This window comes from Mesorhizobium sp. B2-8-5, from assembly GCF_006440675.2.
Lineage (GTDB): Bacteria > Pseudomonadota > Alphaproteobacteria > Rhizobiales > Rhizobiaceae > Mesorhizobium.
In genome coordinates this window covers 1325382-1339897 of the sequence record NZ_CP083951.1, presented here as the reverse complement: position 1 = coordinate 1339897, position 14516 = coordinate 1325382, and the positions used below count along the sequence as shown (strand labels likewise).

Annotated in this window: 15 protein-coding genes; 1 reads left to right on the top strand and 14 read right to left on the bottom strand. The window is 64.0% G+C overall.

Annotated elements, in window-relative coordinates:
- Positions 1–47: 47 nt before the first annotated feature.
- From tilS to ybgC, 9 genes are all read right to left on the bottom strand, one after another.
- Complete coding sequence (gene tilS / locus FJ430_RS06495; protein WP_226892094.1) at positions 48–1424, bottom strand: tRNA lysidine(34) synthetase TilS; 1377 nt, start codon at positions 1422–1424, stop codon at positions 48–50.
- Positions 1418–2584: a tol-pal system protein YbgF gene (gene ybgF / locus FJ430_RS06490; RefSeq protein WP_140645851.1), complete on the bottom strand. Its 1167-nt coding sequence runs from the start codon at positions 2582–2584 to the stop codon at positions 1418–1420. Before ybgF ends, tilS begins: the two co-directional genes overlap by 7 nt.
- Before the next feature lie 210 nt (positions 2585–2794).
- Positions 2795–3301, bottom strand: a complete 507-nt coding sequence (gene pal / locus FJ430_RS06485) for a peptidoglycan-associated lipoprotein Pal (protein ID WP_126080754.1) — start codon at positions 3299–3301, stop codon at positions 2795–2797.
- Positions 3302–3544: 243 nt separating this feature from the next.
- Positions 3545–3922, bottom strand: coding sequence for a four helix bundle protein (locus FJ430_RS06480; RefSeq protein ID WP_140704563.1), 378 nt, complete (start codon positions 3920–3922; stop codon positions 3545–3547).
- Between the two features lie 49 nt (positions 3923–3971).
- A complete protein-coding gene (tolB, locus tag FJ430_RS06475) occupies positions 3972–5258 on the bottom strand; it encodes a Tol-Pal system beta propeller repeat protein TolB (RefSeq protein WP_226892221.1) in 1287 nt (428 codons plus the stop codon).
- A 66-nt stretch (positions 5259–5324) separates the two neighbouring features.
- Positions 5325–6479: a TonB family protein gene (locus tag FJ430_RS06470; protein WP_140704561.1), complete on the bottom strand. Its 1155-nt coding sequence runs from the start codon at positions 6477–6479 to the stop codon at positions 5325–5327.
- Between the two features lie 7 nt (positions 6480–6486).
- Positions 6487–6945, bottom strand: a complete 459-nt coding sequence (tolR, locus tag FJ430_RS06465) for a protein TolR (RefSeq protein WP_140645854.1) — start codon at positions 6943–6945, stop codon at positions 6487–6489.
- A 9-nt stretch (positions 6946–6954) separates the two neighbouring features.
- A complete protein-coding gene (gene tolQ, locus FJ430_RS06460) occupies positions 6955–7665 on the bottom strand; it encodes a protein TolQ (RefSeq protein ID WP_140645855.1) in 711 nt (236 codons plus the stop codon).
- 309 nt (positions 7666–7974) lie between these two features.
- On the bottom strand, positions 7975–8448 hold the full coding sequence (gene ybgC / locus FJ430_RS06455; protein ID WP_140704559.1) for a tol-pal system-associated acyl-CoA thioesterase: 474 nt from the start codon (positions 8446–8448) through the stop codon (positions 7975–7977).
- A 131-nt stretch (positions 8449–8579) separates the two neighbouring features.
- On the opposite strand from ybgC, the gene FJ430_RS06450 reads away from it, so the two are divergent.
- Positions 8580–9830: a glycoside hydrolase family 5 protein gene (locus FJ430_RS06450; RefSeq protein WP_140704557.1), complete on the top strand. Its 1251-nt coding sequence runs from the start codon at positions 8580–8582 to the stop codon at positions 9828–9830.
- A 96-nt stretch (positions 9831–9926) separates the two neighbouring features.
- Here FJ430_RS06450 and FJ430_RS06445 read toward each other — a convergent pair whose 3' ends face one another.
- The 5 genes from FJ430_RS06445 to FJ430_RS06425 all read right to left on the bottom strand — a co-directional run bounded on the left by FJ430_RS06445 (position 9927) and on the right by FJ430_RS06425 (position 14481).
- Positions 9927–10829: a metallophosphoesterase gene (locus FJ430_RS06445; protein WP_140704554.1), complete on the bottom strand. Its 903-nt coding sequence runs from the start codon at positions 10827–10829 to the stop codon at positions 9927–9929.
- Between the two features lie 133 nt (positions 10830–10962).
- Positions 10963–12000, bottom strand: a complete 1038-nt coding sequence (ruvB, locus tag FJ430_RS06440; protein ID WP_140645859.1) for a Holliday junction branch migration DNA helicase RuvB — start codon at positions 11998–12000, stop codon at positions 10963–10965.
- Between the two features lie 43 nt (positions 12001–12043).
- Complete coding sequence (ruvA, locus tag FJ430_RS06435; RefSeq protein ID WP_140654908.1) at positions 12044–12664, bottom strand: Holliday junction branch migration protein RuvA; 621 nt, start codon at positions 12662–12664, stop codon at positions 12044–12046.
- Between the two features lie 10 nt (positions 12665–12674).
- On the bottom strand, positions 12675–13184 hold the full coding sequence (gene ruvC / locus FJ430_RS06430) for a crossover junction endodeoxyribonuclease RuvC (protein ID WP_140704551.1): 510 nt from the start codon (positions 13182–13184) through the stop codon (positions 12675–12677).
- 232 nt (positions 13185–13416) lie between these two features.
- Positions 13417–14481: a glycosyltransferase family 2 protein gene (locus tag FJ430_RS06425; protein ID WP_140704547.1), complete on the bottom strand. Its 1065-nt coding sequence runs from the start codon at positions 14479–14481 to the stop codon at positions 13417–13419.
- Between the last annotated feature and the right edge of the window lie 35 nt (positions 14482–14516).

Genomic DNA, 14516 nt, shown 5'->3' with positions numbered 1-14516 from the left:
ACATAGGGAGAGCGCCTCCCCTTGCCAAGCAGAACAGCACGTATCGGTTAAGCTTTCGCCCACCCTCGGCCGCCATCATGGCCGTGGAATGGCGGCGCCGGCGGCGGCAGCGCGCCGACAAGGTCCGCCGCGGCGGCGGCGGGCGCGAGATCGAAGGACGGCAGGAAGCGGGCGAAAGGGGCTACCACTGGGACCATCGAGATCGCCCGCGGGCCGGCATCCCCGCCAGTGAAATCAAGGCGTTCGTCTCCGGACCACAGCGCGGGCTCCGCGGCAAGCGCGGCGCGCGAAAGGCTTGGTGGGATATCCTCGCTCAAAGGCGCTTTCCTGGCAGCGGCGGACCCCAGCGGCGCGATCACCAAGCCGCCCGGCCCGTCTTTCAAAGTGATGCGTCGCCGGTTGTCCCAAAGCTGGTTATCCGACGGCGGCAGGGCAGCGGGCAGGTTGCGGTTCTCGCGGCGCAGGAAAATGCCGGTTCGGCGCGCGTCGACCACCGTCCGCGACAATGTGGCGCAAAGCGGAGCCGACCGCAGGCGGAAAAGCAGCGCGGCGCAGCGCGCCTCGTCGGCGAGGAACGACATGCCGCCGACAGCGGCCAACAGGATGCGCAGCGCATAGAGGGCGGCTTGGCCATCCTCATGCTCGGTAAACTCGCGGTCGAGGCGGATGAGGCCCGGAACCGGCCTGTCGGCAAACGCGTCGATGAGCACGGCGGCGCGGCGGCCGATGTCGTGGCGCTCGAGAGCCGCCTGCTGTGACCGTGCCAACGCTTCCGCGATCCGCCGTTCGCCATCACCCTGCCCGAGCTTTGCCCGCACGCGCGGCCGCTCGAACCGGATATCGACATTGGTAGGGTCCTCGATCCAGCCGATGTCGCGAGCCCGCAGCATGGCGCGCAACATCCCGCGCCTGATGCCTAGCAGCGGCCGGACGATCCATATCCGCCAGTCGTGCAGCGTGGCGGGCGCCATGCCGGCAAGGCCCCGGCCTTCCTCGTCGCGGGCCTGCCGCATCAGCACCGTCTCGGCCTGGTCGTCGGCGGTATGGCCGGTCAGGATCAGCTTGATGCCTTCGGCGCCGGCCGCTTCGGCAAGCAGCCTGTAGCGCGCCTCGCGCGCGGCGGCCGGCAGACCGGTCGCGGGCTTGTCGCCGCGCCAGGGAAGAATGCGATGCGCGATGCCGCGCTCGGCGCAGAAACGGGCAACCTGCCGCGCCTCGACGGCCGAGCCTGGCCTTAGGCCATGATCGACGGTCACCGCGAGCAGCCTGGCGCCCGATGCGGTCCGATCGAAGTAATCCTTGAGGAGAATAAGCAGGGCGGTCGAGTCGCTGCCGCCGGACACGGCCGCAACGGCGCCGGTCGAAAAGTCTAGGTCGAAGAAAAGGTGGTCTGAAAGGTGAGTTTTGGTATCGGGCGTCAGCACGCCGCCAGCGCCTTTTCCTGCTTGATGCGTTCCTTGAGCGCGCCGGAAACGTCGGGATAGCGCTTGCCGATCTCGCTGAAGGTGGCGCAGGCCACGTCGTTCTGCTTCAGGCCGACCAGCGAAACGCCGAGCTTGAGCAGCATGTCGGGCGCCTTCTTGGCCTTCGGGTATTCCTTGCTGGCGGCGAGGAATATCTCGGCCGCGTCACGGTATTTCTGCTGGCCGAGCAGCGACTCGCCCAGCCAGTAATGCGCATCCGCCGCCTTGGCGTCCTTGGGGAAGCGCGAAATATGATCGCGAAAACCCTGCTCGGCGGTCGGGTAATCGCCCGACAGGATGAACTGGTAGGAGTTGCGGTAGAGCTCGTCGGGATCGTTGGTCGACGGCAGCGCGGCAACTTGCGTGTCGCCGGCCTTGTTCTTCTTGGCCGGCGTCTCGGCGGAAGGAGCGCTTGCGGTGGCCGCCGGGGCTTCCGCCGGCGCGCCGGCCTGCGAACCGGTCTCGGCATTGACCACATTGCCGTTCTTGTCAACGGTGATGGTGCCGAAATTCTTCGGCGGCGCGCCGGTGATCAGCTTGCCGGGATCGCCGGTCTGCGATTCCACGATGACGTCGCCAACGCTTTTGCCGCCGTTTTGCGCGCCGGTGTCGGCCGGCGCCTGCGTCGCCGGAGCCTGGGCGACGCCGTTGTCGGTTCCGGCGTCGCCGGTGCCGGATTGACCAGTGCCGGCATCGCCGAGATTGGTGTTGCCGTCGTTGCTGTCCCCGTCCTGGGGCGCGGCTTCCGATTTCTTCTGCCCGGCCGGCTTGGCGCCTCCTTGCGAACCGCCCTCGAGCTGCTGGAAACGGAACTCATTGTCTTCCTGCTGCTTGCGCATCTGTTCCTGCATCTGCAGGATCTGGAAATTGAGCTCCTCGATCTTGCCGTTCATCTGGCGAAGCTGGTCCTCCAGGCCAGTCATGCCAGCGCCGCCATCCTGCTGCGCGATCTGCGCCTGTTCCGGCTTCTTCTTGTCGCCGAAGATGCCAAGCGTCGGCAGACGGAAGGTGAACCCGCTGTCGGAGGCCCGCCCGGCACTGTCAGCCGAGGCGGCAAGGCTTGGGAGGCTTGATACGAGCAGCAGCGCAAGCGTGCCGCTCAGGACCGTTCTGAAATGCATTCTGTCTCTCGCGGTGGGTGTTGGCCTGATGCGCCTTTCCAAATCAAACAGTGGGAGAAAGCGCCCTCGCGCTCATAGCAGGACGCGAGACTTCGGCCAAATTTTGTTTCAATCCGTTGCAAATGAAAAAGGCGGCCCTGAGGCCGCCTTTCATTTTGGGATGTTGTATTTTTGTCGCCTGGGACGCCTGGCGCCCTTGGCGAAAATCGATCAGGAGCCGGCGCCGGAAAGCGTGGTGACGGCGCGGCGGTTCTGCGACCAGCAGGAGATGTCGTCGCAGACCGCGACCGGACGCTCCTTGCCGTAGGAAATCGTCTTCAAGCGGCCGGCGGAGACGCCCTTGGAGACCAGGAAGTCGCGCGTGGCGGCGGCGCGGCGGGCGCCCAGCGCCAGATTGTACTCACGCGTGCCGCGCTCGTCGGCATGGCCTTCGATGACGATCGCGTACTGGCGGTACTGGTTGAGCCACTGCGCCTGGCGGGCCAGCGTGGTCTGCGCATCGGCGCGGATCGACGAGGAATCGGTATCGAAGAAGATGCGGTCGCCGATGTTGACGGTGAAGTCCTGCGCGGAACCCGGCGTAGCGGCACCGGCACCGTTGAGGCCGAGATCGGCCGCGCTGTTCGGGGTCTTCTTCGAGGCGCAACCGGTAATGGCGAGAGCCGCCACCAGCGCGATCATGGCCGGGTTTCGGGTAAGTGCTGCGATACGGCCCATGCCGCCTCTCCTTCGCATTCGAGTGATTTCGTTGATCACCCAGTAACCACGTTTGGGTTAACCGGCATTCAAGAAACACGGTTAATATTTGGTTTCGAGCCGCCGTCCGCGACTGCTTGGCCCCACGCTTTCCAAGGGGCGACATTGCGCGCGGACCCTAGGCGGAAATGCGGCTAAAACGCGACCGGGTTGTGAAAAAAGGGGAATTGAAGAATTGAGGAATTGAAGAATTGGCGAAAAGGGTCACTTCAATCTTTCCCTCAGATTCACCAGCATTCCATGGATGTGAGCATATGATTGCAGCCATTCGCTGCGCTGCGCTTGTGTGATGTAGTCAAGGTCGAACGCGTAAGAAATCCACGTTTCCATTTCGCTGCACGATCCCAGAGCCATCGAGATGAACCGCGCGAATTCGGGCCTGGAATGGGTCTGTTTGGCGAAGCCCTCAGCCAGATTGGCGCATATCGCCTTGCTGGATCGACGCATTTGATCAGCCAGCGCGTATTGCTCGATTTTCGGGAAAACGAGTGTGGCTTTATGGACGTCGAGGGAAACTGCATAAGCACGCCTATAGACCTCCAGATCCTTCGCGCGCTTGATGTAGCTACCCTCTTTCTCCATTCTTCAATTCTTCAATTTCTTCAGTTCTTCAATTCCTCTTTCTTCCCCCTCACTCCAAAAGCGGCGACCACGCCGGGTCCGACGCATAGTTCGCGGTCGGAATCTGCTGTTCATTGCGGCCGGTGAGATCGACCGAGACCAGCTTGGGACCGCCGGCGGTGTCGCGGAAGAACATCAGCACGCGACCATTCGGCGCCCAGGTCGGACCCTCCTGCTGGAAGCCGGAGGACAGGATGCGCTCGCCCGAGCCATCGGTCTTCATGACGCCGATCTGGAATTCGCCGCCGCTCTGCTTGGTGAAGGCGATGAGGTCGCCGCGCGGCGACCAGACGGGCGTCGAATAGACGCCGTCGCCGAAGGAGATGCGGTGCGGATTGGAGCCGTCCGCGCCCATGACGTAAATCTGCGAACGGCCGCTGCCGCCGCCGCGGTCGGAGGTGAAGACGATCTGCGAGCCGTCCGGCGAATAGGAAGGAGAAGTGTCGATCGCGGTCGAATCGGTGAGCCGCGTCGTCGAACGGCTCCTCAGATCCATGGCGAAGATGTTGGAATTGCCGTCATCGCGCAGCAGGCTCATGATCACCTTCTGGCCGTCGGGCGAAAAGCGCGGCGCGAACGTCATGCCGGGGAAGTTGCCCACCAGCTCGCGCTGTCCAGTCTCGATCTGCAGCAGATAGACCTTCGGCTGCCCGCTTTCATAGGACATGTAGGTGATTTCCTGCCGGTTCGGCGAGAAGCGCGGCGTCAGAACGATCGCGCGGCCGTCCGACAGGTAGCGCACATTGGCGCCGTCCTGGTCCATGATGGCGAGCCGCTTCTTGCGGGCGTTCTTGGCGCCGGACTCGTCGACGAAGACGACGCGGGTGTCGAAATAACCCTTTTCGCCGGTGATCTTCTCATAGATCGCATCGGCGATGATGTGCGCGACACGGCGTTGGTTGGCGTCGTTGGCGAAAAACTGCTCGCCGGCCAACTGCTGGTTGCCGAAAATATCCCACAGGCGGTACTGGGCGCGAATGCGGCCATCCGCCTCCTTGCTCACGCTGCCGGTCACCAGCGCCTGCGCATTGATGACCTTCCAGTCGTCGAAACGAGGCTGGGCATCCGGATTCGTGATCTTTTCGACAAAGGCGGCCTTGTCGATCGGCGCGAACAGTCCTGACCGCTTCAGGTCGGCTGCGACGATCTCCGATATCTGCGGTCCAAGCCCTCCCTGAAAGTCAGGGATGGCGATCGGCATCGGCTCGACATTGCCTTTGTTGACGTTGAGCTCGAGGGTTGCTCGGGCAGGCAAGGTGACGGCAGCATTTATGCCCATCGCCATCGCGGCGACCATCAGGAGCGGCTTGAGGATGGATTGCATGTCTTCTCGCTTCTCTTGCTGATTTCTCGGACGCTCAGGCTAAAGACCGAGCATCGCTCTCGGGTCGAAGTTGACGCGAACGTCGGACCATATGTCTTGCTTCCCGGCTGGAACCTGCAGTCCGGCGACATCGCATTTCTGCACGGCGCGAACCGCGCTGGCGTCGAACTGAGGGTTGCCGCTGGACTTCTCAACGGTCGGGCGGCCCTCCAGCTTGCCGGAGGCATTCAGGTTGAAACGGATGACCACGGTGAAGTTCTCGGAACCTTCGAGGCCCACCGGAAGGGTCCAGCAACCACCGAGCTGATCCTCCAACGCCCCCTGCTCCGACTTGGAGAGCTTCTGGCCCTGGTCCTTTTCGCCGCCGAGCGAGGCCTGCTGGGTCGAGCGCTTGGCGCCGCCGCCGGACGGCTTCTGCTTATCGAGCAGGGCCGTTATCTCGTCGGCGTTGAACTGCTTCTCGTCTGACTTCGGCTTCGAGGAAGCCTCCTTGACCGGCTTTTCCGCATCCTTGCGATCCGGCGCCTTGGCGCTCTCGGCCTGGGCCGGCTGCGGCTTCGGCCGCGCTTCCGGCGCCGGCGCGGAATCCGGAAGCTTTGCCTCTTCCGTCGGCTGATCCTGCGAGATCGCCTCTGCGACGGCGTCGGGCTTGACCTCTTCCTTTTGGATGGCCGCGGTCTTGTCCGGCTGCGGCGCGGGCGTCGGTTCCTTGGCCGGTGTCGGCTTCGGCTCCGTCTGCTTGACCGGCTCGGGCTTGACTTCTTCCTTCGGCGTCGGCGTCGGGGCTACCTCGGTCGCCGGGGTCGGCTTCGGCTTCTCCTGCGGCTTCGGCACGTCCTCGACCGCGGGCTTCTCGGTCGGCGTCGGCGCGGGCGGCGGCGCCGCTGTCTTCTCGACCGGCTTCGGCTTGGCTTCCTCCGTCACCGGCTTGTCGGTATCGACGGTGTTCTCGCCGACCTTCTGGGCGTCGGGCACGACATCGGGACGCTTGGTCGGCAGCGGCGCCGGCTTGTCATGCATGACCGCCTTCTTGTCGCCCTGCAGCGTCTGTGCCACGGCTTCCATCGGCACGATGTCGACCGCCACCGACTCCACGTCGCTGGCAGGCATGGCCGGCGGCGACGACAGCGTGAACAGCCCGAAGGCCAGCGCCACCGCATGCAATATCACCGAAGAGGTGAGGCCGGTCCGCATTTGGCGTCTACTGATCCTGTTCCTGCAGCGAGACCAGGCCGATATTCTTGTAGCCGGCCGCCGAAATGCGAGCCATGACCTTCATCGCCGTGCCATAGTCGGTCGACTTGTCGCCGCGGATGAAGATGCGCTCGTCATAGCCGGTCTTGGAAATCGCCTGCAGCTTGGCTACCAGTTCCTCGATCGGAATCTCGGTCTCCTGCAGGAAAATCTTGCCCGCGGCGTCGATCGAAACGGTGATCGGCTGGGTGTCGACATTCATCGCCTTGGCCTGCGTGTCCGGCAGGTCGATCGGAACCCCGACGGTGAGCAGCGGCGCCGCGACCATGAAGATGATCAACAGCACCAGCATCACGTCGACCATCGGCGTGACGTTGATTTCGGATATCAGGGCATGGTGACGGCCACGCCGCCTATGGCCGCGTCCGCCTCGCCCCATGCCACCTGCGCCTGCAGACATCCCCATGATCGTTCCTCAGGTCTTCTGCGCTACTTTTTCATCGATTTGGCGCGAGAGTATGGCGGAGAACTCGTCCGCGAACCCTTCCATGCGCACGCCGAGTTTGTTCGCGTCCGATGACAGCTTGTTGTAGGCGATGACCGCGGGAATGGCCGCGAGCAGGCCGATCGCGGTCGCCAGCAGAGCCTCGGCGATACCCGGCGCCACAACCGAGAGGCTGGTGTTCTTCGAGGCGGCGATCGCCTGGAACGACGTCATGATGCCGATGACGGTGCCGAACAGCCCGATGAAGGGTGCGGCCGAGCCGGTGGTGGCGAGGAAGCCGAGGCGACCCTCCAGCTTCTCCATTTCGCGCGTCAGCGCCAGGTCCATCGCCTTGTCGATGCGGGTCTGCAGCGCCAGCGCCGATTTCGCGCCCTTTTCGAAACTCTTCTTCCATTCGCGCATGGCGGCGACGAAGATCGCGCCCATGCCGGTGGTCTTGCGGTCGGCCAGCGTCCGATAGAGTTCTTCAAGCGATTGCCCGGACCAGAAGATCTGCTCGAAGCGGTTCAGTGCTAACTTCATCCGGCCATAGGCGACGAGCTTGTCGATGATGATGGCCCAGGTCCAGATCGAGGCGCAGAGCAGGCCGATCATGACCAGCTTGACCACCCAGCCGGCCTGCATGAACAGCGCCCAGATCGATAAATGCGCTGCCGGATCGGCGAGTGCGATGTTTTCCATGACTTAAGTCCTTAAGATTATCCGGGCATCGCTGGCGGCTGGCCCATGGCATCCCTTTGGTCCGATCGCGCGAAGCGTGAAGCTTGCGGGCTACGCCCCGAATGCACCGTTTCGCGGCCTTTTCGAGGCAAATATTGGTGAAAGGAAGGCGCACGGATTGCGCCAATCTTCGCCAATTCCTTCATGAACCGTTATGGTTAAGGATGGGTTAGGACGTAAGGCGCGGCGCATTGCCGCGCATGGCTGCAGCCGTCCGGCCACAGGAGCCGTCTGGTTATCGGCTTCGAGATTGTGCCGGCAACCGAAGGGTCAGGCCTTGGCCCTTGGCATAAAGGCGGCGACCCATTCCTTCGGGAAACGCTTTGGCCGGCCGCTTTCGCCGACGATCGCCGCTTCGACCCTGGCCTCGACCAGCACATCGCCGCCGCGCTTCAAATGCTGGCCCATGAAGATGCGGGCGCCGGAAATGTCGTCGGTGCGCGTGTCGATGGTCAGGACATCGTCCATGCGCGCCGGCGAACGGAAGTCGATCTCCATGCGCCGCACCACCCAGACGATGCGCTCGCCATGCTTGCCGTCCAGGAGTTCGGTGTGGTGGACGCCGGTCAGCCGCAGATAGTCGGAGCGGCCGCGTTCGAGGAATTCGAGATAGCGCGCATGATAGACGACGCCGGAGAAATCGGTGTCGGCATAGTAGACCCGGGCCATCAGCCGATGGCCGAAATCCGTCAGCGCGCCGGAAAGCCCGGCGCTCAGCGCCGCCGATTCACCATGATCGTCCATCGCGCTTTCCTTTTCAGGCCCGAACAGGCACCTAAAGCCCTCGGGCCCTAGGCATTTTTTCTATGCGTGTCGTTATCCCAAAACCGCTGCACACTTTTGGGCGACACGCACTGTTTTCGCGCGCAAACGGGATGGCATTGTTGGGCACGATGATCAAGACCTTGATGGCGGCGCTGCTTGCGTTTGCCGCTTTGGCGTTGCCCGCCGGAGCGGCGACGTTCTCGATGAAACGCGGCCTCAATCTCGACCAGTGGGTGACCTGGCCGACCGAGGACAGATGGGGCGACCGCCAGGCGATCCTGCCCTATCCGGAATGGCGCAAATTCCTCAACGAGGATGACCTCAAGGCACTCAAGGATGCAGGCTTCGACTTCCTGCGCATGCCGGTCGATCCCGCGCCCTTTCTCTCGGACCAGACCGCGGCCCTTCGCGACGACCTCTATGGCAGCGTGCTGGACTCGGCGCGCATGGTCAACCGCGCCGGCCTCAAGGTGATCGTCGACCTGCATCTGATCCCCGCCGGCGGCAATCGCAAGATCGGCATGAGCGACGTCATGCACGATCCGGCCGTCTTCGATGCCTATACCGAGTTGGTGCGCAAGATGGCGCGGACGCTGGCCAAGGAGGATCCGAAGCTTGTCGCGCTGGAATTGATGAACGAGCCGCTGGTCGATTGCGACGCGAGCGGCACCAATCTTTGGCCCGACCTGCAGAAGCGCTTGTTCGCCGCCGCGCGCGCCGCAGCCACCCGGCTCACGCTGGTGCTGAGCGGCGGCTGCTATTCGAACGCGGAGTCGCTGGCCAAAATCGATCCCAGGACGATCGCCGATGACAACGTCATCTGGACCTTCCACTCCTACGATCCGTTTCTTCTGACGCATCAGGGCGCAAGCTGGGCCGGCGACTTCATCCCCTATGTCAGCGGCCTGCCCTACCCGCTGACGGCCGTTCCGAAGACGCAGCTGGACATGACGCTGGACACGATCCGCGACCGGATCAAGGCCGAGGCGCCCTGGGCGCGGCGGAGCGGCCTGCTCGCCTATCTCGACGAGCAGGTGGCGACGATGGACAGCCTCGAAAAGCTGCTTGGCCTGATGGATGCGCCGTTCGCGACGGTCGACGCCTGGGCGAAGGCAAACGACGTCAAGCCGCGGGATATCACGCTCGGCGAATTCGGCATGATCCGCCAGGAATACGGCAACGGCTTCGTCATGCCGGCCGCCTACCGCGCGGCCTATGTGCGCGACATGATCGCCCGCGCCGAGGCGCACGGCTTTTCCTGGTCGGTGTGGAGCTATGGCGGCGCCTTCGGCGTCGTCGACGCGTTCGACGGCGAGAAGGCGGAGCCGGACGTGATGAACGCCATCCGAGCGCTTCGGTAAGCTGAGCTAAAGCGCGTCGCGCTGAAGCGGATTCAGGCGACGCGCTTTAAGCCGTTGTTTTCATGCATACCGCTGCACACTTTTGCGCGACATGCATTAGCCGAGATCGATCTGCAGGATCTCCGGCCGCACTCCGAAACGTATCGGCGCGATGCTGAAGCCCAGTCCGCCCGAGACAATCAGGTTGCGATCGTTCTCGACGACATGGCCGTAGGCGTAACGGTTGCCGTAGGCGGAAGGCACCACCGGCGAATAGCCGAACAGCCGCACCTGTCCGCCATGCGTGTGACCGGACAGCGTCAGCGAAACCCTCCAGGGCACTTTCGGAAAAATATCCGGCTCATGCGCGAGCAGGATGATGGGAGCAGTGTCGCCAACCTTGGCCAGCGTGCCGGGAAGATCGTCGAGACCGGTGAGCCCCCTGCGGCCCTTGGCCTTGTCCGGCAACAGGGCGATCTGGTCGGCCAGGCCGGCTATCCAGAAGCCCTGCCCGTCCTTTTCCAGGCGTACGACGTCGTTCTCCAGCACCGGAATGCCGACGGCCTCCAGCGCCTTTCGCGAAATGGTCGGCCCTGCACCGGCCGCTTGCGCCGAGCGATCATCCCACCAGTCGTGATTGCCGAGGATAGACCACACGCCGAGCGGCGCCTTGAGCCCTGCCAGCGCGGGCGCCCATTCCGACGCGTTTACCCAGCCGGTCACCAGCCGGGTCCCGGCGGGATAGTCGCCAAGCATGACGATGAGGTCCGGCTGCAGCGCATTGGCCTCTTCGGCAAGTGCTGCGATCCGTTCCGGCGTCATCCAGGGCCGGCAGGCATGGATGTCGGCAAGCGCCACGACGCGCAACTTGAGTCCGGCCGGCCAGTGCGGCGGCGTCAGCGTGTAGCGCTTCACATGGGTCAGCAGCATCGGCTCGATGCCGACGGCATAAGCGCCAAGCGACACCAGGCTGAAGGCCGAGCCGCCGACAAGGCGCAGGAAACCACGTCTGGTGATCATGGATCGGCCCAAGCCCCTTGGGATTCTATCAGGAAGCTGCCTTAAAGGGGGCAATTACGCCCTCAGCTAGGCCGAGGCGAGCAGATTCTGCGCAGACGGGCCGTTACGCGGCCAAACGGCGAACAAATATGCGTTACTCTTCCTGAAACAGGCTGATCTGCTGCTGGACGATATCCTTCGGCGGGTCGAGCCCGAGATGGCGCCAGGCATTGGCGGTCAGAACGCGGCCGCGCGGCGTGCGCTGGATGAAGCCCTGCTGGATCAGATAGGGCTCGATGATGTCCTCGATCGCGTCGCGCGGCTCGGAGAGCCCGGCCGCGATCGTCTCGATGCCGACCGGTCCGCCGCCGAAATTGCGCGCGATCATCGACAGATAGCGGCGGTCGAGCGCGTCGAGGCCAAGCGCGTCGACCTCCAGCCTTGTCAGCGCCTCGTCGGCGATCTTCCTGTCGACATGGCCGTCCCCCGCGACGCTGGCGAAATCGCGCACCCGGCGCAGCAGGCGGCCGGCGATGCGCGGCGTGCCGCGCGCACGGCGCGCGATCTCCAGCGCGCCATCGTCGCCAAGCGGCATCGACAGGATGCGGGCGCCGCGCCGCACGATCTGCTCCAGCTCCTCGACCGTATAGAAATTGAGCCGGACGGGAATGCCGAAACGATCGCGCAGCGGATTGGTCAGGAGCCCAAGCCGGGTCGTCGCCGCGACCAGCGTGAAACGGGCGAGGTCGATCTTGACCGAGCGCGCCGCCGGCCCCTCGCCGATGATGAGATCGAGCTGGAAATCCTCCATGGCTGGATAGAGGATTTCCTCGACCGCCGGATTGAGCCGATGGATCTCGTCGATGAACAGCACGTCGCGCTCCTCCAGATTGGTGAGCAGCGCCGCCAGATCGCCCGCCTTGGCGATCACCGGACCCGAGGTCGAGCGGAAATTGACGCCGAGCTCGCGCGCCATGATCTGCGCCAGGGTCGTCTTGCCGAGCCCCGGCGGACCGACGAACAGCACATGGTCGAGCGCCTCGCCGCGGCCCTTGGCGGCATCGATGAAGACCTTGAGATTGGCGCGCACTGCCGCCTGGCCGACGAACTCGTCGAGCGACTGCGGCCGCAAGGTCTGGTCGGCATCCTCACCGCGCTTGTCGGGGGCAATGAGGCGGGGCGAAAGGCTCATGCCGCCTTCCTTGCATAGGACCGACAACGGAACAAGCGCCGCCTCACCGCGCCAGTTCCTTAAGGCCGAAGCGGATCAGCTTGGACGCATCCGCGCCCTCGCCAGCCGATTTCAGCGCTGCCGCAACCGCGTTCGCCGCGATGTCGCGCGAATAGCCGAGATTGACCAGCGCCGAGACAGCGTCGGTGATCGGTGCCGCCGCGACGCCTTCGCCGAGCTCCTGCTTGAGGCCGATCGTGCCGCTGGCCGCGCCCGCATAGGCAGGCGCCTTGGTGCGCAATTCGGTCACGATGCGCTCCGCCACCTTCTTGCCGACGCCTGGCGCTCTGGAGACCATGGCGATGTCGCGCAGCGCGATCGCATTGGCAAGCTCGGCCGGCGCCAGCGTCGACAGCACCGCCAGCGCCACCTTGGCACCGACGCCCTGCACATTGTTCATCAAAAGCCGGAACCACTCGCGCTCCAGCGCCGACTGAAAGCCGTAGAGCCGGATCATGTCCTCGCGCACATAGGTCTCGATGAACAGCACCACCGCCTCGCCGGGCGACGGCAGCGACGCCAGCGTGCGCGCCGAGCAATGCGCGACATAGCCGACGCCGTGCACGTCGACGAGGCAGGAGTCCTCGTCGATCTCGTCCAGCGTGCCCTTGAGCTTGCCGATCATGATTGTCCCCTCACGCCAGCGCTGCCATCCGGTAGGCGACGCTTTGGCGGTGATGCGCATGGCAGATGGCGATGGCCAAAGCGTCGGCAGCATCGTCGGTATCGAAGATCGCCTTCGGCATCAGCACCTTGACCATCATATGGATTTGCTTCTTCTCGCCGTGGCCGACGCCGATAACCGCCTTCTTGACCGCATTGGGGGCATATTCGGCGACCACCAGCCCGGCACGCGCCGGCACCAGCATGGCAATACCGCGCGCCTGGCCGAGCTTCAGCGTCGCCGTGGCATCCTTGTTGACGAAAGTCTGCTCGACCGCTGCCTCATGCGGCATGGCTTGGTGCAGCACCTCGGCCAAACCGTCATGCAACTGGCAGAGTCTTGTCGCCAACGACTCCTTTTCGTCGGACCGCACCGTGCCGGACGCGACGAAGCGCAGCGAATTGCCCACGCTGTCGATAATACCCCAACCGGTGCGCCTCAGCCCCGGATCGATGCCGATGATGCGAATCGCTTCCCCCATGCGCCAAGTCTAGCCGTGGCGGCAAGCGACGCCAGCGAAATGTGAACAAACCAGAAACAATCGCGATCTTAAGAACGCATTCGAAATCCCATCAGCTGGCGTTCACGGGCTGGCAGGTCCGAAATCCCGGACCTAATGCGTGTCGCGCAAAAGTGTGCAGCGGTTTTGCGACATGCATGAAAACAAAGCCTTTTAAAGCGCGTCGCCTGAATCCGCTTCAGCGCTACGCACTTTAGTTCGTCACGCGACGGATGGTTTTCGACAGCCGCGTGAGAAATGCCGGTCTCGACGACGCGACCAGCTTCCATGCCAGGACTGCATTTCCCATGCGCCGCGGCAGGAGCCCGATGCAGAGGAACCAGGCTGCCAGCGCAGCCCGCCGCCGCCAGGATGCGTTCATTTCCAGACTGGCGGCGGCGCCCGCTTTTGCCAGTCCCAGCCGGGAGTCGGTCGTGACCGGATGCCGGGGCTCGTCGACGCAAAGCGAGGCCAGTCGCTCTTCCAGATGAACCGGATCGCGAAGGCCGGCATCCGGCGGTACGGTCAGACCGATCTCGGCCGCCCGGTCGGACAAGGCTTCAAGGCGCCGGAAGTCATGCGCCACGCGCCAGCGCGCCCGCTCGGCAAGCTTTTCGGCAAAGACCGAATGGTTGGAGCCGTGGATGCGGTAGGCGCCAAGGCAGGTGTCGATGGATTTCACCTCCCCGTGCAGCGGCGCGAGCGTTGCGAGATAGCCATCGGCGCCTTGCCGGAAATCGCTTTCGGGCATGGGCATTATCGGGTCCAGCGCCTCACGGTCGAACGCCAGCCCGCTCGTCACCGTCGTACGGTAGCGCCCCTTGCGCAACAATTCCGGGACGACGTCGCCCGAGTCGAATGGCTGTTCCGGGGGTGGAAAGACATCCTTGATATGTTGGTCCTCATCGACGAGATGCAGTCTGAATTGCGCCTGGGCGACATCCGCGTCCCACTCGTCCAGGACCTCGGAGACGGCGTTCGGATAGAGATAATCGTCGGCGTCGAGGAAAAGAACGATCTCCCCGGTGCTCGCCTCGAACCCCGTATTGAACGCAGCGGCATGTCCGCCATTCCTGCGCCTGAGGCACGAGCGGATCTTGTCGCCGTAGGATTCGATGACGGCTACCGACGCGTCCGTCGATGCGTCGTCGACGACCACGACCTCGACATTTCGGTGGTCCTGTTCCAACGCGCTGTCGATGGCGCGTCCAAGAAACTGTTCGTAGTTATAATTGGGGATGATGATCGATACCGGGATGCGGTCCAATGGCGAATGCACGGGATCAAGCCTCGCAATCTGCTTTGGTCACAGTG

What these genes read in the sequence shown, in the direction of transcription:
- ybgF (WP_140645851.1), bottom strand. Translation starts at nt 2,584, where the DNA reads ATGCATTTCAGAACGGTCCTGAGCGGCACGCTTGCGCTGCTGCTCGTA.
- pal (WP_126080754.1), bottom strand. Translation starts at nt 3,301, where the DNA reads ATGGGCCGTATCGCAGCACTTACCCGAAACCCGGCCATGATCGCGCTG.
- FJ430_RS06480 (WP_140704563.1), bottom strand. Translation starts at nt 3,922, where the DNA reads ATGGAGAAAGAGGGTAGCTACATCAAGCGCGCGAAGGATCTGGAGGTC.
- tolB (WP_226892221.1), bottom strand. Translation starts at nt 5,258, where the DNA reads ATGGTCGCCGCGATGGCGATGGGCATAAATGCTGCCGTCACCTTGCCT.
- FJ430_RS06470 (WP_140704561.1), bottom strand. Translation starts at nt 6,479, where the DNA reads ATGCGGACCGGCCTCACCTCTTCGGTGATATTGCATGCGGTGGCGCTG.
- tolR (WP_140645854.1), bottom strand. Translation starts at nt 6,945, where the DNA reads ATGGGGATGTCTGCAGGCGCAGGTGGCATGGGGCGAGGCGGACGCGGC.
- tolQ (WP_140645855.1), bottom strand. Translation starts at nt 7,665, where the DNA reads ATGGAAAACATCGCACTCGCCGATCCGGCAGCGCATTTATCGATCTGG.
- ybgC (WP_140704559.1), bottom strand. Translation starts at nt 8,448, where the DNA reads ATGGACGATCATGGTGAATCGGCGGCGCTGAGCGCCGGGCTTTCCGGC.
- FJ430_RS06450 (WP_140704557.1), top strand. Translation starts at nt 8,580, where the DNA reads ATGGCATTGTTGGGCACGATGATCAAGACCTTGATGGCGGCGCTGCTT.
- FJ430_RS06445 (WP_140704554.1), bottom strand. Translation starts at nt 10,829, where the DNA reads ATGATCACCAGACGTGGTTTCCTGCGCCTTGTCGGCGGCTCGGCCTTC.
- ruvB (WP_140645859.1), bottom strand. Translation starts at nt 12,000, where the DNA reads ATGAGCCTTTCGCCCCGCCTCATTGCCCCCGACAAGCGCGGTGAGGAT.
- ruvA (WP_140654908.1), bottom strand. Translation starts at nt 12,664, where the DNA reads ATGATCGGCAAGCTCAAGGGCACGCTGGACGAGATCGACGAGGACTCC.
- ruvC (WP_140704551.1), bottom strand. Translation starts at nt 13,184, where the DNA reads ATGGGGGAAGCGATTCGCATCATCGGCATCGATCCGGGGCTGAGGCGC.